The 21,412-nt window shown below is 38.4% G+C and carries 19 protein-coding genes; all 19 read left to right on the forward strand.

All coding sequences use genetic code 11. The features are described 5' to 3' along the window. The first annotated feature begins 300 nt into the window (after positions 1-300). The 19 genes from fabG (at position 301) to IQ19_RS13960 (ending at position 21,399) form a co-directional block, all read left to right on the forward strand. Complete coding sequence (gene fabG / locus IQ19_RS13870; RefSeq protein WP_144542992.1) at positions 301-1,041, forward strand: 3-oxoacyl-ACP reductase FabG; 741 nt, start codon at positions 301-303, stop codon at positions 1,039-1,041. 184 nt (positions 1,042-1,225) lie between these two features. Further along, positions 1,226-1,657, forward strand: coding sequence for a MaoC family dehydratase N-terminal domain-containing protein (locus IQ19_RS13875; protein ID WP_242021000.1), 432 nt, complete (start codon positions 1,226-1,228; stop codon positions 1,655-1,657). A gap of 23 nt (positions 1,658-1,680) precedes the next feature. Next, the gene (locus IQ19_RS13880; RefSeq protein ID WP_144542994.1) at positions 1,681-2,100 is read left to right on the forward strand and encodes a MaoC family dehydratase; all 420 of its coding nucleotides are present in this window, start codon (positions 1,681-1,683) and stop codon (positions 2,098-2,100) included. Positions 2,101-2,113: 13 nt separating this feature from the next. Beyond that, positions 2,114-3,277, forward strand: coding sequence for an acyl-CoA dehydrogenase family protein (locus IQ19_RS13885; protein ID WP_158638796.1), 1,164 nt, complete (start codon positions 2,114-2,116; stop codon positions 3,275-3,277). 1 nt (position 3,278) lies between these two features. After that, complete coding sequence (locus tag IQ19_RS13890; protein ID WP_277875344.1) at positions 3,279-4,457, forward strand: acyl-CoA dehydrogenase family protein; 1,179 nt, start codon at positions 3,279-3,281, stop codon at positions 4,455-4,457. A 52-nt stretch (positions 4,458-4,509) separates the two neighbouring features. Then, a complete protein-coding gene (locus IQ19_RS13895) occupies positions 4,510-5,679 on the forward strand; it encodes an acetyl-CoA acetyltransferase (RefSeq protein ID WP_144542997.1) in 1,170 nt (389 codons plus the stop codon). A gap of 2 nt (positions 5,680-5,681) precedes the next feature. After that, positions 5,682-6,092 carry a Zn-ribbon domain-containing OB-fold protein gene (locus IQ19_RS13900; RefSeq protein WP_144542998.1) on the forward strand — a complete coding sequence of 137 codons (411 nt, stop codon included), beginning with the start codon at positions 5,682-5,684 and terminating at the stop codon, positions 6,090-6,092. 372 nt (positions 6,093-6,464) lie between these two features. Next, positions 6,465-7,634 carry a TAXI family TRAP transporter solute-binding subunit gene (locus tag IQ19_RS13905; protein WP_144542999.1) on the forward strand — a complete coding sequence of 390 codons (1,170 nt, stop codon included), beginning with the start codon at positions 6,465-6,467 and terminating at the stop codon, positions 7,632-7,634. 132 nt (positions 7,635-7,766) lie between these two features. Continuing rightward, the gene (locus IQ19_RS13910; RefSeq protein ID WP_199749472.1) at positions 7,767-9,671 is read left to right on the forward strand and encodes a TRAP transporter permease; all 1,905 of its coding nucleotides are present in this window, start codon (positions 7,767-7,769) and stop codon (positions 9,669-9,671) included. 1 nt (position 9,672) lies between these two features. Continuing rightward, positions 9,673-11,814: an acetate--CoA ligase family protein gene (locus IQ19_RS13915; RefSeq protein ID WP_158638800.1), complete on the forward strand. Its 2,142-nt coding sequence runs from the start codon at positions 9,673-9,675 to the stop codon at positions 11,812-11,814. 24 nt (positions 11,815-11,838) lie between these two features. Next, positions 11,839-12,252, forward strand: coding sequence for a PaaI family thioesterase (locus IQ19_RS13920; protein WP_144543001.1), 414 nt, complete (start codon positions 11,839-11,841; stop codon positions 12,250-12,252). 54 nt (positions 12,253-12,306) lie between these two features. After that, complete coding sequence (locus tag IQ19_RS13925; RefSeq protein ID WP_144543002.1) at positions 12,307-13,077, forward strand: citryl-CoA lyase; 771 nt, start codon at positions 12,307-12,309, stop codon at positions 13,075-13,077. Positions 13,078-13,156: 79 nt separating this feature from the next. Then, a complete protein-coding gene (locus IQ19_RS13930; protein ID WP_144543003.1) occupies positions 13,157-14,125 on the forward strand; it encodes an NAD(P)H-dependent flavin oxidoreductase in 969 nt (322 codons plus the stop codon). Positions 14,126-14,217: 92 nt separating this feature from the next. Then, positions 14,218-14,997 (forward strand): enoyl-CoA hydratase/isomerase family protein, encoded by a 780-nt coding sequence (locus IQ19_RS13935; protein ID WP_144543004.1) that lies wholly within the window; start codon positions 14,218-14,220, stop codon positions 14,995-14,997. Between the two features lie 87 nt (positions 14,998-15,084). Then, positions 15,085-16,872 (forward strand): acyl-CoA dehydrogenase family protein, encoded by a 1,788-nt coding sequence (locus IQ19_RS13940; protein WP_144543005.1) that lies wholly within the window; start codon positions 15,085-15,087, stop codon positions 16,870-16,872. A 358-nt stretch (positions 16,873-17,230) separates the two neighbouring features. After that, entirely contained in the window at positions 17,231-18,502 is a 1,272-nt protein-coding gene (locus IQ19_RS13945; RefSeq protein ID WP_144543006.1) for an MFS transporter, read from the forward strand. A 167-nt stretch (positions 18,503-18,669) separates the two neighbouring features. Then, the gene (locus IQ19_RS13950) at positions 18,670-19,449 is read left to right on the forward strand and encodes an enoyl-CoA hydratase/isomerase family protein (protein WP_144543007.1); all 780 of its coding nucleotides are present in this window, start codon (positions 18,670-18,672) and stop codon (positions 19,447-19,449) included. 192 nt (positions 19,450-19,641) lie between these two features. Further along, positions 19,642-20,565 (forward strand): hydroxymethylglutaryl-CoA lyase, encoded by a 924-nt coding sequence (locus IQ19_RS13955; protein WP_144543008.1) that lies wholly within the window; start codon positions 19,642-19,644, stop codon positions 20,563-20,565. A gap of 33 nt (positions 20,566-20,598) precedes the next feature. Next, a complete protein-coding gene (locus IQ19_RS13960) occupies positions 20,599-21,399 on the forward strand; it encodes an enoyl-CoA hydratase/isomerase family protein (protein ID WP_144543009.1) in 801 nt (266 codons plus the stop codon). The last annotated feature ends 13 nt before the right edge of the window (positions 21,400-21,412 follow it).

Genomic DNA, 21,412 nt, shown 5'->3' on the forward strand with positions numbered 1-21,412 from the left:
TTGCCACATCCAAAGTTTAAGGAGAATTTTTATTTTATAAATTTTCTATAGATCTTCTTGTAAATTCACGTTTGGAACCATGCAGATCTATTCTTATGATCCTTCGTAAACAAAAGACTAACAAAAAAATGATAGATCGCAAATAGATTCTTACTAATCTAAATTTTCTAATTTTTCATTGACAAAAACTTTTTTCTTATATAAAATTTAATTAGAATAAATGTAAGCCCTTACCAATAAGTTTTATAAGCATCTTTCTTTTAATTTTCTTTATAAAATATGGAATGGAGTGATTTTTTAATGAATCTGGAAGGAAAAGTTGCAGTAGTAACTGGAGCTGGACAGGGAATTGGAAGAGAAATTTCGCTGTTTTATGCCAAGCACGGTGCAAATGTTGTTGTTGGAGATTTAAACTTAGATTCAGCAGAACAGGTCGCCCGTGAAATAGAAGAGATAGGCTCAAAAGGATTTGCACAGAAAGTTGATGTTTCCGAAAAAGAAAGTGCTCAAGGATTAATCCAAGCTGCAATTGATCATTTTGGTGGTATTGATATTTTAGTAAATAATGCGGGGATTACTAGAGATGCTATGCTACATAAAATGACGGAAGAACAGTTTGAACAGGTGTTGGATGTTCATATGAAAGGTACTTTTCTATGTATGCAGGCAGCTACGGTCCATATGAGGCAAAAGCAAAAAGGGAAGATTGTAAATATTTCTTCCATTGCAGGGAAAGTTGGAAATATGGGTCAAGTAAATTACGCTGGAGCAAAAGCTGGTATTGTTGGTATGACAAAGGCTGCAGCGAAAGAGCTTGCTAAATTCCAAGTTAATGTAAACGCTGTCCAGCCAGGATTTATTGATACGGACATGACTCGTGCAGTTCCAGAAAAAGTTCGACAGCTTAAAATTGCCGAGATACCTATGCAGAGGGTTGGCGAACCTTTAGATATTGCTAAAGCTGTTCTTTTCCTTAGCTCCGATTATTCCGACTACATGACAGGGAATGTGCTTGAAGTAACGGGTGGAAGATTTATGTAAATTTTTTATATTTAAGTTCATTGAAATAGCAAAAAAACATCGCATTAAAAATAGTTTGAGTTTTAAAACAGATTAAATTTTTCAATAGATAAATTCAGAATATTGAAAATAAAAAATATTGTATAACTGTTCGATAATTTAATAGAAAAGCAGGTGAACCAAACTGAGTGCTATCAAAGATTTAATGGGTTTAGAGCTTGCTCCTTATACGTATTCAGTCGAAAAAGGAAAAATAAGGGAATTTTCCGCTGCAATTGGTGATCCCAATCCTATCTATTACGATGAGGAAGCAGCAAGAAAAGAAGGCTATGAAGGAATACCAATTCCATTGACCTACCTCCAAGTGATTGATTTATGGGGAGGATATAGTTTTGAACAAAAATGCCAAATGCTAAATTTAAATCCAGTAAAAATTTTACATGGGGAACAAGGCTACCAATTTCTAAAAACAATATATGCGGGTGATAAACTTACTGTTTCAGGTAAGGTTGCTGATGTTAAAGTCAAGCAAGGATCCTCTGGGGGCATGAACCTGGTAACTTTGGAATTTGAATACAGAAATCAGTTTAACGAACTGGTAGCCCGCTCTAGAAATGTAACAATTGAACGGCATTAAAAAACATTTTGGATGTGATAATCATGTGGAAATACTACGAAGATTTGAATGTTGGAGACCATTTTCCGAAAATTTCAAAGGACCCGATTTCCCGTGTTCAATTAGTAAAGTATGCTGGTGCTTCAGGAGATTTTAACCCTCTCCATACGGTTGAAGAAGTAGGTGAAAAGGCAGGAACCGGCATAATAGCCCATGGAATGTTAGTAATGGGAATGGCTGCACAAGGCGTAACCAGCTGGATTCCCCGCAAATATGTTAATTCTCTGCAAATTCGCTTTCGTAAAATGACTTTTCCTGGTGAACGGATTCATGTTACAGGAAAGGTATTAGAAAAGAAGGAAAACAATCAAATCGTAAGTGAAGTAGTTGCGATGAACGATGAAGGTGAAGTTAAAGTGTCTGGTACTTTTGAAGCTATATTACCTTCAAAAATTGTACAGTAAGGGAGGAAAAAGCATGAACTTTCATTATTCACACGAAGCTGAGAACTTTCGAGACTCTTTTCGAAGTTGGTTAGAGACAAATTTTCCAAAAGAGTGGAATCATGAGGTAACAGGGGAAAAGTGGGTTCAAAGGCGTAAAGAGTGGGGGAAAATGTTAGGTCTGGGAGGATGGGTAGCACCAGCCTGGCCAAAGGAATATGGAGGTCTGGGTCTTACTATTGAACAACAATTAGTATATATAGAAGAATTGGTTCGAATAAATGCCCCTGAAGTATTGAATTCAAATGGTATTGGTATATTTGGGATGACTTTAATCCGTTATGGAACAGAGGATCAAAAGAAGTATTATCTTCCCCGAATGCTTAATCACGAAGATATTTGGTGTCAGGGCTTCTCAGAGCCCAATGCGGGTTCAGATTTGGCAGGCCTTCAAACAAAGGCGAAAGATAATGGAGATCATTATGTGTTAAATGGGCAAAAAGTGTGGACATCTTATGGTCCCTATGCGAATAAATGTTATATCTTAGTTCGTACAGCTGAATCAAGATACAAAGGGGTAAGTATGATGATCCTGGATTTGGATCAGCCTGGCGTGACTGTTCAGCCGATTAAAAATATTGCTGGCGAATCAGAACTTGCCGAAATTTTCTTGGATGATGCAATTGTTCCCAAAATTGATTTAGTTGGGGAGATAAACAATGGCTGGGAAATGGCGAACTATGCTCTTGCACATGAGCGCGGGATCCACTTTGCTCAACGTTCCTTAAAAATGCAGCAAGAATTCCAGCAGCTTGTTACATTGTTTCAAGAGCAAATACAAGCTGGGAGTTCTCCGGCAAATAGTCCGATGATGCAAAATAAATTGGTTCAATGCTATTTATCCTGTGAAATATTAAAAAGTGTTTGTTTACGAAATATTGCTTTAATTGCACAAGGAGAAGATACTGGTGCTTTGCCGGCTATAGCTAAATTAGTTTGGAGTGAAAGCCATCAGGATTTACTTAATGTAGGTGTGGAATTATTAGGAGAAGAATCCTTATTAAAAGGTGATCATCAAGTTTGGATGGAAAAATTCCTTTTATCTAGAGCTGAAACCATTTATGCCGGAACAACACAAATACAAAAAAATATTATCGCCAAATCATTGGGATTGCCTAGCTCGAAAGGAGGTAGATAAAATGGAATATCGATTCTCTGAGCAGCAGCAAATGTTAAAACAGGCTCTTCATTCATTGTTAAAAAAAGAAATGCCTATTGAAGTTTTTAGTGAAGTTGTTGAGAAGAAAGATGGGTTTTCTAAAGATGCTTGGAAAAAGCTAGCGGAGAATGGATGGTTGGGAGTGCTGGCGAAAGGTGAATGGCAAACCTTAGAAGATGTTGGCCCCCTTGATTTAATGTACCTATCCGAATCGGTTGGGGAGAAACTTTTTCCTGGTCCCTATTCTTTGGTAGCCGGTTTTATCGTCCCATTACTAAGTCAATTGAAATTAACAAACCAGCACCAGGAATTATTAAATATGGTTATTTCCGGAGAAAAACTCATAACAACTGCTTTACCTAAGCTTGAAAAGTCACAAACTAAGGTTGAATTTAATTGGCCTGAAATCAATATTTTAAATGAAGAAAGCGATAAAATCCATTTAACCGGCGAGATTAAGCACATACAGTTTTTACAGCATACAGAAGTTATTTTAGTCCCTTTTAAAAATAACGGCGGACGTATATCAGCTGTTCTAATAAATATCAAAAATGATGGTGTTAACATAATTCCGGAGCAATCTACCGATTTGTCCAAACCTCAGGGGACTTTGGTGCTAGATGGAGTTTGGCTAAATAAGGATGATTTTATCGAAGGAACTGACAGCAACCATCAAGAATTATTAAATAACCAACTCACAGATTATCTATTATGCTTAAATGGCGAAATGATCGGCGGAGCAAATGAAGTTCTGAATAGAACGGTTAATTATGTTAAAGAAAGGAAACAATTTGGTGTTCCTGTGGGCTCCTTTCAAGCAGTAAAGCACATGATTGCAGATTTGCATATAGCAATTGAAAAAGCCCGCAGTTATAGTGTGTATGTGGCATCTCAAAATGGGAAGAGTCCCAATGAAACCTTATTAAATGCTATTTCAAGCCGCCTTTTTACTACAGATATTTATAAGAAGGTATGTGAAGATGCTATTCAGCTGCATGGCGGAATGGGGTTTACTTGGGAAGAATGCATTCATTATTGGTACAAAGCATCAATGTATCAACAGTCCCATATGACACATCCCGCAATGATGACTGAATTTATCCTGCAAAACTTGCTTGGGGAGTCTGAATATTCGAAAGAATTTCAATATAATCAATAGGAATAGAAAAATGTTCCTGTCTTCTTTAAATATTTAACGGGTGGGTGGAAAAATGTCAATTAAAAACGCCGCGGCTATTGTTGGTGTGGGAGATGTTGAACTCGAAAAAGGAAAGGTAAAAGACGGACAATCAGTCCTGCAAATTCAGGCTATTGCCGCGAAGCGAGCTTTGGAAGATGCCGGATTAACTAAAGATGATGTTGATGGCATTTTTGTTGCCGGGCTATGGGGTTTACCTGGAGTTGGCTCTTTTCCGTCCGTTATCTTGTCTGAATACTTGGGAATTCAGCCGAGATATACTGATTCAACTCAAATAGGAGGCTCTGCTTTTGAGGCTCATGTAGGGCATGCTGCTGCAGCTATTCAAGCTGGGTTATGTGAGGTTGCTTTAATTTTATACGGAAGTACACAACGTTCTGAAAAATCGCGATCTTTAGCTGGAAGACCGCCTGTTCTGACAGCTCAGTATGAAACACCATTCGGATTACCATCTCCTGCCGGATCTTATGCCATGGCAGCAAACCGGCATATGCATCAATATGGAACTAAACCTGAGCATCTGGCGGAAATAGCTGTAGCTACTAGGAAGTGGGCACAATTAAATCCTCAGGCGACATTACGGGATCCATTATCCATTGATGATGTTTTAAATTCTCCAATGATCACTGATCCGCTCCATCTCTTGGATTGTTGTTTAGTTACCGATGGAGCAGGTGCGCTCGTAATAGTATCTGCCGAAAGAGCAAAAGACTGCAGGAAGAAACCCGTATGGGTTTTAGGACAAGGTGAATCACATAGCCATTGGTCCATACAGGCTATGCCCGATTTAACAGTAACATCGGCAGCTCAATCAGGAAAGACGGCTTTTGAAATGGCCGGTGTAACACATGATGAGATTGATGTAGTACAAATCTATGATTCTTTCACCATAACCGTATTGCTTACACTAGAATCTCTTGGATTTTGTAAGCCAGGTGAAGGAGGAGATTTTATCAGTAATCAGCGTACTGCTCCTGGCGGGGATTTCCCTATGAATACAAACGGTGGGGGCTTATCCTACGCCCATCCGGGAATGTATGGCATATTTCTCTTAATTGAAGCTGTCCGCCAATTAAGAGGTGAGTGCGGAGAGAGACAAGTAAAAGATGCAAAAATCTCACTTGTAAACGGGACAGGCGGAACCCTGTCTTCTACATCAGTTGTTATTTTAGGGAGGGATTAATCATGGCTGAACTGAAAAAACCACTGCCTATACCTGATGGTGATTCACACGTCTTTTGGCAAGGCTGTAAAGAAAATAAATTGTTGATTCAAAAATGCAATGATTGCTCCAAACATATTTTTTACCCAAGAATATTATGTCCTCATTGTTTTTCTGAAAAAGTAGAGTGGGTTGAATCAACTGGAAAGGGAAAAATCTATTCTTATACAATTGCCCGCAGAGGCGGAGGGCCAGCATTCAAAGATGATGCCCCATATGCAGTGGCATTAATTGAATTGGACGAAGGAGTTCGAATGTTTAGTAATATCATTAATATTGATGTTGAAAAAGTGAAATGTGATTTACCGGTTGAAGTGGTGTTTGAAGAACAGGAAGATTTTATATTACCAAAATTTCAACCAATATTTAATTAATTTAAACATAAATAGGCTAATGAACCATTCGTTAAGAGTTTCATTAGCCTTTTAGTGCATCTCCCTGTATGAAGGAAAAGAGGCAATACCCTTCAAGTTTACTAGAAAATCCTCTATGAGAACCCCAAGAAAAGGATCTTTATTATAAATATCCAAATTTCTAAAATACTTGGAAAAGCATAAGCACTATATACATGGTAAATAGATGATAACTTTTACAGAATATACAGAATCTTTTAAAATTTCATTGACGAAAATATATTTTATATATAAAATAATTTTAGAGAGGTTAATGAAAGCGATTTCTTTGGGGGGTGTAACCGTTTAATCCATTTTTGCTAGAAAAGATGAGTTAATAAAAGGGGGATATTGATGTTTAACAAACCAATTAGCTTTTTGTTTACAATCTTTTTACTTTCAATTTTGGTAGTAGGCTGCAGCAGTAATGAAACTCAGAAACCTGCTTCTAATGTAAACTCATCATCAAGTAATGAATCTGGCTCACTTCCTAAACAAATGACCTGGAGTGTATATGATGTTGGATCAGGCGGTTACGCAGAAATGTCAGCTATAGCAAACACTTTAACTGAAGAATATGGTACACAAGTCAGAATGCTGCCATCAGCAAGTGGTGTTGGCCGAATGGTTCCTTTAAGAGACAAGACAGCTTCAATTGGTAAATTAGGTGATGAAATCCAATTTGCGTTTGAAGGACATGAAGAGTTTGCACAACAAGATTGGGGTCCTCAAAATGTTCGTGCGATATGGGCTCCTATTAGTCAATATGGATTTGCAGTTCGTGAAGATTCAGACATAAAAACAATATCGGACTTAAAAGGCAAGAAAATTCCAAAGGTAACTGGAAATGCGTCAGTTAATATTAAAAATGAGGCAATGTTGTCATTCGGGGGACTAACCTGGGATGACGTTGAAGTTGTTGATATCACTTCTTATGCAGGTCAAGGTGAAGCACTTCTTCAAGGACAGATTGACGCAGCTGGTATTAATCCTACTGCATCAGCCATGTTTGAAGCCGATAGCAAAGGCGGTATCCGCTGGCTCGAGATGGATCCTGATGATTCTGAAGGCTGGGAGCAAACAACAGAAACTGCCTCCTGGATGATGCCTTATACAATGGATAACGGAGCTGGTATGGAAAGTGACACAAACATTATGGGACATGGTTATCTGATCGGAGGCTATGCCGACCAGGATCCAAATACTGTCTATGAATTATTGAAAGCGATGGATGAGAACTTTTCAGCATACAAAGACGCAATGCCAAACTTAGCTTTGTATGACAAAGAACTAGTGGTTACAGAACCGCGCGGAATCCCGTTCCATGAAGGTACCATAAAGTTCCTGGAAGAAAAAGGGCTCTGGGATGAAGAAAAGCAGGCTAAAAATGATGAATTAGTTGCCAGGTACGACATACTAAAGTCTGCGTGGGATCAAGTGGCAGAAGAAGCTAAGAAAGAAGGAATCTCAAAAGATGACTTCCCGGCATTCTGGCTGGAAAAGAAAGCTGAACTTGTAAAGTAATCAGCAATGAACACAAGAATATCAGCCAGTATTATGTGGCTGATATTCTATTTATGAGAGAAAGGGAAGAAAGGGAGCGAAAATAATTGGAATCAAGTTAATCCAAAAATATGGTAGTTTCGGAGGGATATAATGATGTCCGAGAGATTAAATAAACTATTGAAAACAATCGTTGTAATTGCCACTCTGATTGGAATCTTACTTTCCATAAACATGCTTTTCTATTTAGAACTATTTGGATTTAATCCGTTGCAAAACTCTTATCTATATTATATTTTAGCCTGCTTCATGCCAATTGCCTTTTTAATCTTCCCGGCAAAAAAAGGCCAGAAGGTAAAATGGTATGATTTTATTTTTGCTTCAGTTTCATTTGCTATCGTAATCTATTTCGGGTTAAACGGTCAAAGAATGATAATGGAGGGGTGGGATTGGAACGCACCGCCGCTGGCGACTTACTCAAGTATTATCCTATGGGGACTATTACTTGAAGCTTTACGGAGAACAGGCGGACTCGTTTTGTCAATAATTTGTTTATTGATATCCCTTTACCCTCTTATTGCTTCAGGAATGCCAATTGGTTTTTTACAGGGACAATCATACGATTTATTCACGATTGCCAGAAATCATATGATGAGCGCCAATGGTGTCTTAGGAATAGCCTTAACAACAGTAGGTAATTTAATTCTTGGGTTTCTTGTTTTTGGAGTTGTACTAACCCATACAGGAGGAGGAGATTTCTTTTTTAAATTAGCCCAATCAATGTTCGGCAGATTCCGGGGCGGGGAAGCCAAAGTTTCAATTGTGAGTAGTGCATTCTTTGGAATGTTAAGCGGAAGTGCAATTTCAAACACGATTACAACTGGTGCAATGACAATCCCTGCGATGAAGAAATCAGGATATAAACCGCACTATGCGGGTGCAATAGAAGCAGTTGCATCGACTGGAGGTACAATTACTCCGCCAATAATGGGCTCAGCGGCTTTTATTATGGCCTCATTTTTGGCAATACCCTATTATGAAATTGCTCTGGCAGCAGCCATCCCTGCCCTTTTATATTATATTGGGTTAATTGTACAGGCGGATGGGTATGCCGCAAAAAATAATTTAAAAGGGTTAAAGAAAGAGGAGATCCCTTCGTTCTTAGAAACATTAAAAGGTGGCTGGTATTACCTTTTTGCTCTTGTCCTGCTAGTCTACTTTTTAGTGATTCTTAATTCCGAGGGGCAGGCACCATACTATGCCAGCTTGGTACTTTTGATTATTGCGATGATTAATAAAACCACAAGAATGAATGTAAAACAACTATTCGATATGTTTGTTGAGATTGGAAAGGTACTGACCGAAATTGTTTGTATTATAGCTGGTGTTGGCTTTATTGTTGGTGCTTTATCAGCTACAGGTGTATCTTTTTCGTTTTCAAGGGAACTTGTTGCTGCTGCCGGAGACAGCATGATTCTTATTCTAATTGGCGGAGCGCTTACTAGCTTTATTTTGGGAATGGGTATGACAGTTTCAGCTGTTTATGTATTCTTGGCAATTATTATGGCACCTGCACTTGTGGCTATTGGTGTTGATCCTGTTGCAGCTCATTTATTTGTTGTATATTGGGCAACCGTTTCCTATATTACACCGCCTGTAGCATTGGCAGCGTTTGCAGCTTCAGGCATTGCAAAAGCGAATCCGATGAAGACTGGTTTTACAGCAGTACGTCTAGGTGCAGTAACTTTCCTTGTTCCGTTCTTCTTTGTCTATCAGCCTGCATTGATCTTTCGGGGAGAACCGCTTGAAATTGCATTGAGTGTTGTATCAGCCATTATTGGGGTGTTTTTGCTTTCTTCTTCATTAGAAGGTTACCTAATCGGTTTTGGACGGATGCAAAATTTATTAGTCCGTTTGATTGTTTTAGTTGCAGGACTTTGCATGTTAATCCCAGGTATTCTGACAGATGCTTTAGGAATAGCTTTAGCCCTGATTATTTATGTTCCTAAGTTTTTGAAACCTGTAAATGTCAATATCGATGAAAAACAGGAGGTATAAAATGTCAAAAATTAATGCTCTTGACCGCTTGTTAAATCCCAGATCAATTGCAATTGTTGGTGTTTCAAAGGATTTTTCATCAATAAGCGGCAAACCAATTAAAAATTTGCTGCACCATAAATTTAAAGGGAATATTTATCCCGTTAATCCAAAGTATGATGAGATAGAAGGTATTCGTTGTTACGCCAGCATTTTGGATATACCTGGAGAAGTAGATGTAGCGTTAATTGCTGTATCTTCTAAGCGAATGCAGCAAATCCTGGAGGAGTGTGAAAAGAAGCAGGTTCATCATTTAATTTTATTTGGTTCAGGCTTTGCAGAGGTTGGTGAAGAAGGGAAGGTACTTCAGGAGAAAGTTTTGGAAAAGGCTAAGCAAGCAGGGATTCATATTTTAGGGCCAAACTGCGTCGGCTTGTTGAATGTTAAAGAGAGTATACCTTTGGGATTTGCCACCTCCTTTGAAACTGAAAAGGGGTTTAAATCTGGAAATGTCGGATTTGCTTCTCAAAGTGGCGCAATAGGGTTTTCATTGTTCGGATTGGCCCAGGAGGAAAACATTGGTTTTTCCTATATTGTCAATACAGGTAACCAGATGGATATACATTCGCTTGATTGTATCGAGTATATGCTGGAGGATCCTGATACCACCGTTGTTGCTGGCTATTTAGAGGGAATTCCGGATGGGGAAATGCTGATGAAAATTTCTGAAACTTCTAAATCATTAAATAAACCAGTTATTTTGTTAAAAGCAGGCCGCTCTGAACTAGGCAGACAAGCAGCAATGTCACATACAGCATCTTTAACCGGGTCTGAGGAAACCTTTCAGGCAATTGCAAAACAGTATGGATTTATCACTGTAAACGACGTGGATAACATGATTGATGCAATGAAAGTTTTCTCAAGGGGCAAAATAGCAAATGGAAACCGGATTGTAACAATATCAAACTCTGGTGCAGCCGGGATTGCTATGGCTGATTATAGTGAAGCATTAGGATTAGAAATGGTTCGTTTATCCAACGAAACCGCTTCAAAAATAGAGTCAATTATTCCTCCATATGGATCTGCATTAAATCCTATTGATGTTACTGCGCAAGCCCTTAAAGAACAACATATCTTAACTGAAACTCTTGAAGTTTTAATTGAAGATGAGCAGGTTGACGCAATTGTTTTTCAAACCACATTCGGAGGAGAACTTGGAACAAAAATATGCCAGAAAATAGCAGAGATCGATAAAAAAACGGATAAACCGATCATTGTAACCATAACCGGAACAAGTGAGTTGACAGGAAAGGGACGAACGATTTTACAGGAAGCAGGGATCCCTGTTTATCCTACATCTTATAAGACAATGTTGTCTTTAAAATACTTAGTTGATTTTTCAGATTTTAGTAAAAAACAAATGATAGAACCTCCCGATCAAGTTTTTATATCAGGTGAAACAACAAATGATTTATCTGGTATATGGACAGAAGAGCGTGTTAAGAAGGAGCTTTCATTATTAGGTATACGCGTTCCGAATGGAACGGTTATAAAAAATAGAAGCCAATTGGAGAAAGTTAAGGATAACCTAAATTATCCAGTAGTGTGTAAAGTAATATCCCGTGATGTGCTGCATAAAACAGACGCAGGTGGTGTTCAGGTTAGCATTCATAATCCGGTTCAATTAGAAAGAGCATATGAAGAAATTTTACAGTCTGTAAAACAATATTCTCCAAATGCCCGAATTGATGGAATTCTTGCTGAAGAAATGATCCAGGAAGAGGGAATCGAAATATTTATTGGTGTAAAGGAAGACCCTCAATTTGGACCTATCATAGTTTGTGGACTCGGTGGTATTTTCATAGAAGTCTTAAAGGATATTTCCATTAGACGAGCGCCTATTCAAATTCAGGAAGCTCATAGGATGTTAAAAGAGTTAAAAGGATATCCATTACTGGAAGGTGTTAGGGGCGGAAAACAAAGAGATATTCAAGCTCTTGCCGAAGTACTTGTAAAAGTATCTCAATTTGCCTCGAACCATACCGGGAAAATTAGTGAAATGGATATTAATCCAATATGGGTTTTTGAAGAAGGAAAGGGTATAGCCGCGCTTGATGGTATTATTGTTTGGAAAAATAGAATTGAAAGTTCTGTATCTATTTAAATTTATAAGATCAGGAGAGATAGAATGGATGATATCGGAACTAGTACGTATTTGCAATGGTTAAGAAATGAATTTGAAGAGTCGCCATTTTGGAAACATATGGGTATTACATTTGACCGTTTTGAACCAGGAGATGTCATCATTAAGATGCCGGTTAAAAAAGAGTTGGGCAATTCAAATGGCGTTATGCACGGAGGGGCGTTAACTTCTATTTTAGACTCAATCATTGGTGCAACAATTCGATCAACAAGAGAGGTCCGAGTAGCAACGATTTCATTGACTACTCAATTTATAGCTCCTGTTAAGGAAGGTACGTTATATGCGAGGGCTACACTTATTAATGATGGAAAGCGAATTCAATATGTGGAATCAAAAGCCTTTAATGAAAGAGATGAAACAATCGGAACTGCATTGGGGACTTTTGCTATTCTAAAGTAACTTATTCAAAAGGCAGAATGTATATATCTTAATAAAGTGAGGAGGAAAAGCTAAATGGAATTTCAAACAAAAATTGGAAAATCCATTCCGGACAAAATATATGTACATGGCTATAACCTGACAGAGGATTTGATTGGAAATATTACATTAGCAGATATGGCTTTCCTTGGTGCAAAGCATCGTAAACCAACAGAAAATGAATCCAAAATGCTTAACGCACTGCTAGTGGCTATCTGTGAGCATGGTTTTACCCCAAGCTCAATTTCCACCCGTTTAACCTATCTGGGTGCACCTGAATCTGTTCAATCGGCAGTGGCGGCTGGATTGCTTGGAGCTGGAACGGTTTATCTGGGTGCAATGGAGTATGTGGCAGAAATGCTTCAAAAAGCATTTCAAAAATACGGGGAAGAATACGATATTAAAGAACTTGCTTCCATCATTATTAATGAGAGACAAGAAAGCGGACAGCAGCTCCCCGGGTTTGGTCATCCTGTTCATAAACCTGAAGATCCCCGTACCACCAAATTGTTCGAGATTTCAGAGCAGTTAGGCTTTAACGGAAAGAATTCACAGCTCCTGAAAGAGATTCATAGACAATTTTGCGAGAAAAAAGGAAAAACGATTACCTTAAATGCTGTAGGTGCAATAGGTGCCATAATGGCTGACATGGAAATTGATTACCGTGTTGTCAAATCATTTGCAGTTGCTTCAAGAGCCGTTGGACTAGTGGCACATATAGCAGAAGAAATCGAACACGGAAGAAAAGATAGTATTGGCCAGCAATTGTTCAATTACATTGAAGAACATACGGAATATCAAGGTTAATTATTTGTATTACTATGGGGATCATTCTTTAGGTTAGAGAATGATCCAATTTCATTTAGATATAACTGGGGGAAATTATATGCCATTCCAAACAGATATAACTAAATTATTAGGCATCAAGTATCCAATTATTCAAGGCGGCTTACAAGGATTGGGACGTGAACCCCTTGTTTCAGCTGTTTCTGCAGCAGGTGGATTAGGATTAATTACAGCAGGGACATATTCTAGCAAAAAGGAAATGATAGAGGATATCGAGCTTGTACGAAAGAAAACAAGCAAACCATTTGGCGTAAATCTGGCTATTGGTATTCGTAAACCGATGGATGAATATGTTGAAGGAGTCATAGAAACCGGAGTTAACATTGTTTTTACATCCGGCTACAGCCCTGCTAAATTTATGGATCAATTAAAAAAAGCCGGTGTCAAAGTTATCCATGTTGTACCATCCGTTAAATTTGCTAAAAAGGCTGAAGAATTAGGCTGTGATGGTGTTGTAATTGTCGGGTACGAATGTGGTGGTCATCCTGGGATTGATGAAGTCACCTCATTGGTTATGATCCCTAAAGTAGTAGAGTCAGTTAGCATTCCTGTCATCGCAGCAGGCGGCTTCTCTGATGGGAAAGGATTAGTTGCAGCTTTATCACTAGGAGCACAAGGGATACAAATGGGAACTAGGTTTGTAATGAGTCAGGAATCACCTTTACCAGAAACTATTAAGGAACAATTAAGAAGTGCCAGTATGAACGATACATTGATTATTAAGCGTTCCATCAATAAGCCAAACAGGGTTTACAAAAACGAGGCTGCACTTAAAGTACTTGAACTGGAAGGTGAAAATGCCAAGGTTGAAGAGCTGCTTCCTTTAATTGGAGGAGAAGCTTATAAAAAGCTGCTTAATGATGGAGACATAAATGCAGGTGTATTATCCATCGGCCAGATAATTGGCCGGATTCATCAATATCCTAGCGTAAAGGAGATTATTGAAGGTATTGTAACAGAAGCCGATTCAATAATCACAAAAATGAATCAAAGCTGGCAGCCAATATAGTCTTAACAAAATTTTTTCATAGGACATTTAAGTGATTGCAGTAACCTTTAGATTGAGTGACAACCCAATAGCTATTGAAAAGGGAGGTTCATATGAATTACAACTATATACTGGAAGAAAAACAAGGAAACATTTATATCATTCGATTAAATAAACCGGAAGTCCGTAATGCATTAATAATGGATATGAGATTGGAACTGCTTCACGCTATGGAAAAAGCAGAGTTAGATGATGAGATAAAATGCATCATCCTTACGGGGCATGATAAAGCCTTTTCTGCTGGCGGGGATCTTTCTGCTCTTAAAGACTTGAAGCCTCTCGAAGGCAGAAAAAGACTTCAAAAATCCTTTCCATTGTTAATGAAAATTCTTGAAATTGAGAAGCCCATTATCGCAGCTGTTAACGGGGCTGCCGCCGGTGCAGGTTTTAGCCTAACGTTGCTGTGTGATTTAATAATTGCTTCGGAAGAGGCTTTTTTTGTACAAAGTTTTGTAAATGTGGGGTTAATACCCGATTTTGCAGCTATTCATTTCCTTCCTTTGTTAATTGGACCGCATCGGGCAAGAGAGCTAATGTTTTTGGGTGAACGGATTACTGCTTTTGAAGCGGAACGTTTAGGAATTGTTAATCGGGTAGTACCTGGTGAAATTCTACTACAGGAAACGATTCATATAGCAGAAAAATTAACGAGAAAATCCGGTATCTCCATAGGAATAACAAAAAAAATTATGAATCAGCACTTGCATAAGGATTTAAAGCTTCTTTTAGAATTGGAAGCTCAAGGACAAGATATCTGTTTTCAAACGGCAGATTTTAAAGAAGGCGTTAAGGCATTTTTTGATAAAAGAGACCCTAATTTTATTGGGAAGTGACATTCATAATCTGTCAACTACCTCCTTCGAACAGCAGGGAAAACCCATTTGTGATAGTAAAAATTCTTTTTGAAAAGAGGCTAAAAAATGAATGAGCGTTTTGATGTTCTGAAACAGGATGCCAAGTTAGGTGGAATGCCAGAGTCAAGGGGTCTTAACTTTTACGAAACAGATTATAATTTGGACTTTTTAATACGCTTCTATGTTCCAAAAGATGAATATGAACATGTTCGTCCTCTTTTATCAAGAATGGGGGCTGTAGCGGGAGAGGAGTTGGATGATTTATCGCGTGAAGCAGACCGTTACCCGCCGGAATTTTTTCCATATAACAAAAACGGGGAGCGCGTTGATCATGTGAAATACCATCCTGCCTATCAGCGGATGGAGGAGATTGGGTACAGTCAATTTGGCCTTGTAGCGATGTCTCATCGTTCAGGAGTAATGGGTTGGCCAACTCCATTTTCAAGAGTTTTAAAGTATTCATTTTGGTATATATTCGCCCAATCAGAATTTGGGTTATGCTGTCCTATGTCCATGACTGATTCGGCAGCACGGGTTATTGACCAATTTGCCAGCCATGAAATTAAGAAAACTTATCTGCCGAATTTGACAAGTACTGACATGAAGAAACTTTGGACAGCTGCACAGTTTATGACAGAAAAACAAGGCGGCTCAGATGTTGGAGAGAATACATTAATGGCTAAAAAAGTTGGTGATCAGTGGGAGCTTTGGGGAGATAAATGGTTTTGTTCAAACGTATCTGCCGACGTTGCGTTAGTCCTGGCCCGTCCGGAAGGAGCCAGTAAAGGAACAAAAGGATTGGCGATGTTTTTAGTGCCAAAAAAGCTGGAGAATGGAGAGCGAAACCGTTATCGTATAAACCGGTTGAAAGATAAACTGGGAACAAAAGATATGGCCTCAGGGGAGGTTTCTTTTGATGGTGCTATCGGTTATGTAGTTGGTGACATTGACAATGGTTTTAAACAAATGATGTCAATGGTGAATTCATCACGACTTTCAAATGCTGTACGTTCATCGGCGATGATGAGGAGGAGTTTTTTAGAAGCACTTGTTACAGCTAGAGGGAGACAGGCTTTTGGCCAGGCGCTAATTAAATTACCGTTGATGAAAGAAAATGTTTTTGAAATACTTCTTGATACAGAGGCAGCAGCTTCAATGGTGTTTTTTACTGCTAATGTGTTTGATAAAACTGAAAATGGAAGTGAGGAATACAAACCATTGCTTCGTCTGTTAACTCCTTTGCTTAAAGGATATATTTGCAAGCGCGCACGATATATTACCGCTGAGGCAATGGAAATACGCGGAGGAAATGGATATATAGAAGAATGGGTCAATCCTAAACTGGTCCGTGATGCTCATTTGGGCTCCATATGGGAAGGAACTACGAATATCGTTGCACTTGATGTAATAAGAGCTATCAATAAGGAGCTGGCTGGTGATGTTTTCCTAAAAGACTTTAAACTTCGGCTTTCCAATCTAAACAATGATTATGTTATTCGTGCTGCTAAACTTTGTCTTAAGAAAGCAGAGAAATTCAAAGAAAAAGTTGATTCAATCGTTCAAAAAAAGACCTTTGAACATGAGATTTCAGCAAAACGTTATATGGATTACATGTATCATCTCTGTGCTGCAAGCCTATTATTAGAGGAAGCGGATTTTCAGCTTTCCAAAGATGGAAGTTACCGGAAGATGTTTATATTTATGCATTATTTTCAAAAGTATCTACTTTCCTCAAATGTTACCGGTGCTTTTGATAGATCATTAAATAAATGGTTAGATGCAATTATAGACTGGGGACAAATTCCTGCCAATGTAATTGAGGACCTTTTGAACGAATTAGAGCCGCAGCAATAAAAAGCATTGGTTAATTAACAATCATTGTTCTTAAAGAGAAGCCAGGCATCTTATAAGCAAAATTCTATTAAAAGTAATATTTTCATTTGTAGAAGAAGGAATGTTATTTATTAATATTCCTTTATTTTTTATTGAATGAGCTTAATTTTACTTGCGTCGCTTCAGCAAGAGACTGCCAAAGGGGTTGTGTGATGTTAATATAAGATTTTGTCTTTGATGTGATACCTTTCGAGTCTGATTTAAGTTTATAAAAGATTAGAAGGAGGCTGAAAAAAATGATCAGAGCTAATGAAAATGGAGCGCTGTATACAGTAAAAGATAGAGCGTTTTTAACAGCTATCGAAAAGTGGTTATCAACATGACAAAGAGAAGCAATATATATTATGGGTGGTACATCGTTTTGTCGGCATCTGTGATTGTTTTACTCACCATGGGACTACGGATGGGAATTGGTCCTTTTGTTACCCCAATGGTACAGGATATGGGATTATCCAGGACCGAATTTTCACTCATTGTCGCAATAGGAATGATTGTTTATGGATTAGGAATGCCCTTGGCTGGAACTCTATTAAAAAGGTTCAGCACTCGTTTCGTTTTGTTAACAGGATTACTGGGCGTTTGTGGATCGATAATATGGACCATAAGTTCTAAAGGGTTTGTTTCATTTCTCCTTTCTTTCGGTATTTTTCTATCACTAGGTCTTGCATTTTTAAGCAATATTACTTTAGCGCCGCTTATTAGCAAGTGGTTTGTTCAGCAAAGGGGAAAGGCACTCTTTTACCTATCCACGGGCGGAATGGCTGGAATTGCAGTTATGACACCGGTTGAAACTTTATTAATTCAGTTAGTCGGATGGCGGCATACACTTTTAATATTTGCAGGGCTATTCGTTTGTGTTGTACTTCCTTCAGCTATTTTTGTTATGCGGGAAGAGGTGCCTGAAGGGGCAGATGGTGGTCCTGCTGTTCAAGGGAGTAAAATTAGGCAGGACATCCAGCCGGATATTACTTGGAAAGATGCTGTGAAGACACGAGCTTATTGGCAGATCGTTTTCGGGTTATTCGCGTGCGGTTTTGGCATGAATCTTATGGGCTCTCACGCTGTCCCAATGCTAATGGATCACCATTTTGAACCTATGACTGCATCATTTGGTGTTGGAATGATTGGAGTCGTAGCAATATTTAGCACATTATTTTTAGGATCTATCGCAGACCGTTATCCCCGAAAAAAGATTCTCTTTTGGATCTATCTTGTGCGCGGTTCTGGGCTGCTCAGTTTATTTTACGTAGCAACTCCAATGCAGCTTTACTTAGTTGCAATTACCGGGGGCTTGGTATGGGCAGGGTCGATTGCCATGTCATCTGCCATTTTGGGTGACTTATATGGAATTAGATTGCTTGGACTATTAAATGGCTGGGCTTTTTTCGGGCACCAGATTGGTGGAGCAATAGGCTCGTTCATCGGTGGCTGGGGATATGATACATTCGAGACTCATATTTTAGCATTTGGATTGGCAGCTTTTTTAGCTATTACTGCTAGTTGGGTGTCCTACTGGTTACCTGAAAGAATCATTTATACCAAGAATACGAACATAGGTACAGAGCAATCTATATTAAAAACTGGTGATTAAGTTAACAGCTTCGGGCCAAATTTTAAAGGTAAGTGTGAAGATTTAGCCCCGATATTTTCTCAGCATTCATTCTTTTTGTTTTGGAAGATGTCTTAAATAAACATAAAAGTGTCTTAAGAATAAATCATTTTTCTTGATTTAGGAAGAAATTTAAAAGGAGGGTAAATATGAATTACAAAAACATTAAAATCGAAACGAATAATCAACTTGCTTTTATAATAATAAATCGGCCAGATGTTAGAAATGCACTTAATATGGAAACGGTAGATGAAATTCAATCGGCTCTTCACGAGCTGGAATTGAATGAAACTATACTGTGTGTTGTTTTTACAGGGGAAGGAGAAAAATCTTTTGCTGCAGGTGCTGATATTTCCCAACTAAAGGATAGAACAGGACTTGAGACTTTAGTGAATAGAGGGATGCAGCAAGTTTATGATTATATTGAAAGCTACCCAAAACCAACTATTGCAATGGTCAATGGCTATGCACTAGGTGGGGGATGTGAGCTTGCAATGTCTTGTGATATCAGAATTGCTTCGACAAATGCAAAACTTGGCTTGCCTGAGTTAAATTTATCAATTATTCCTGGTGCTGGAGGAACACAGAGATTGGCACGTCTTGTGGGGAAAGGAAAAGCTCTGGAAATGATTCTGACAGGAAAAATCGTTTCGGGTGAAGAGGCAAAAATGTGCGGACTTGTTTCAGAACTTGTTCAACCAAAAGAACTTTTGGCAAAGACAGAGGAAGTTGCCGAAAAAATCATAAGCAAAGGACCATTAGCAGTTAGGCTTGCAAAATTATCAATAAATGCAGGATTAGAAACAGACATAAAAACAGGGTTAGTTATAGAAAAGTTAGCTCAAGCATTATTAATGTCAACTGAGGATAAAAAGGAAGGAACAAAGGCATTTTTGGAAAAAAGGAAACCAAAGTTTCAAGGAAAATAGGTACGGAACTGAAAAGAAATAATATCTTAAAAATTGTATTTTATTTATCCCCTTGAATTCTCCATAAATAGACAAAACTGTTCAGATAAAATTTAAGAATATTCATAATAGTTATTGAAATTGCAGATTGGATACAGTATCCTATTTATAAAGCTAATGTTACTTCCAAAAATAACGGGGGAATAAAATGCTATGAAGCTAGTTCATGATGTAACGATATACGAAGTGGGTTTTAGAGATGGGCTTCAGTTAGAGTCAAAAGTTTTATCTGTTGAAGAGAAACTGGATGTTTTTACTTTTTTCCGGGATGCCAATGTGTCCGAAGTTGAATTTGGTTCTTTTGTTCATCCAAAGTTAGTTCCCCAAATGGCGAATACTTCGGATTTTTATTCCCATATCCAACAATTTGAAGAAGAGATGGAGCTTGTTGCGCTTGTCCCAAATTTAAAGGGACTCGAAATTGCAAAAGCAAATGGTGTTAGGTCTGTTAATTATGTCTTATCGGCAAGTAATACGCATAATCAGCAGAATGTACGCCAAACAACAGACGAATCACTGAACAGCTTTAAGGTTTTATCCCAATTTGCATCTGAGAATGGTATCGCATTAAACGTTACAGTTGCAACTTCATTTGGCTGCCCATTTGAAGGAACGGTCCCCCAAAAACGCATCATGAAAATACTAGACACCCTCCTTTTACATAACATCAAAAGAATTACACTTGCAGATACAACTGGTATGGCTAATCCCAAGCAGGTTTATGAATTAACAAAAGAAGCTGTAAATGAATGGAGAAACTTTGAATTTGGCTGCCATTTTCATAATACAAGGGGTATGGGGCTTGCTAATATTCTTGCTGGAATGGAAGCGGGAATTACGATTTATGATGCATCCATAGGCGGAATTGGCGGCTGCCCTTTTGCTCCTGGTGCAACAGGAAATGTTTGTACAGAGGATGTTGTACACATGCTGGAGGAAATGGGTGTTAAAACGTCCATTGACCTGGATAGATTAATTCAAGCTTCTCATAAATTGAAAGAAATACTTGGGCATGATTTGCCTGGGCAAGTAGCAAAGGCAGGAAAGAGCTCACGAAAATATCCGGTGCCAAGCTAAATTTCATATTAACTTTTTGAAGGGATGAGATGGATGTTAGTGCAAACCTATGAAACGATAAAAATTGAAAACCCGGATCAGCAGAAAGGCATTGTTATATTGACGTTAAATCGCCCTGATTCCATGAATGCCTTGAACACAAAAATGGCATTGGAGTTAATCGAAGCGCTGGATGAATTAAAATTTGATGAAAATGTAAGGGTTCTCATTATAACAGGATCTGGCCCTAAGAGTTTTTGTGTTGGAGCCGATCTAAAAGAGCGGAATGGAATGACGCAAAAGGACTGGAAAAAACAGCATGATTATTTTGAACAAGTGACCGAAAAAATACGTGAATTCCCTTACCCGATAATATGCGCTGTAAATGGCTATGCATTAGGAGGAGGAATGGAAATTGCTCTTAGCTGTGATATTAGAACAGCTGCTCCTCAGGCAGGGATGGGACTTCCAGAAGTAAAATTAGGCCTAATTCCTGGTATCGGCGGTACCCAGCTGCTTGCCCGTATCCTGCCAATAGGATTGGCAAAGGAAATGCTATTTACAGGAAAACGAATTACTGCTGAAGAAGGAAAGCTATTGGCGCTTATAAATCATGTTTTTCCAGCTGAAACACTGCTAAAGGAAACGATTAAACTTGCAGAAAGCATTGCAGCAAATGCGCCACTTTCTCTAAAAGCTTTAAAGAAAGCCGTAAATAAAGGAACGGAAACAGATTTAGCAACAGGGCTTGCACTCGAACTGGAAGCTTATTACAAATGTGCGGATTCAGAAGATCGATTGGAAGGCATTTATGCTTTTAATGAAAAACGCCCACCGGAATGGAAAGGGAAGTAAAAAAATCATTAAC

Source organism: Cytobacillus oceanisediminis (genome assembly GCF_007830235.1).
Lineage (GTDB): Bacteria > Bacillota > Bacilli > Bacillales > Cytobacillaceae > Cytobacillus > Cytobacillus oceanisediminis.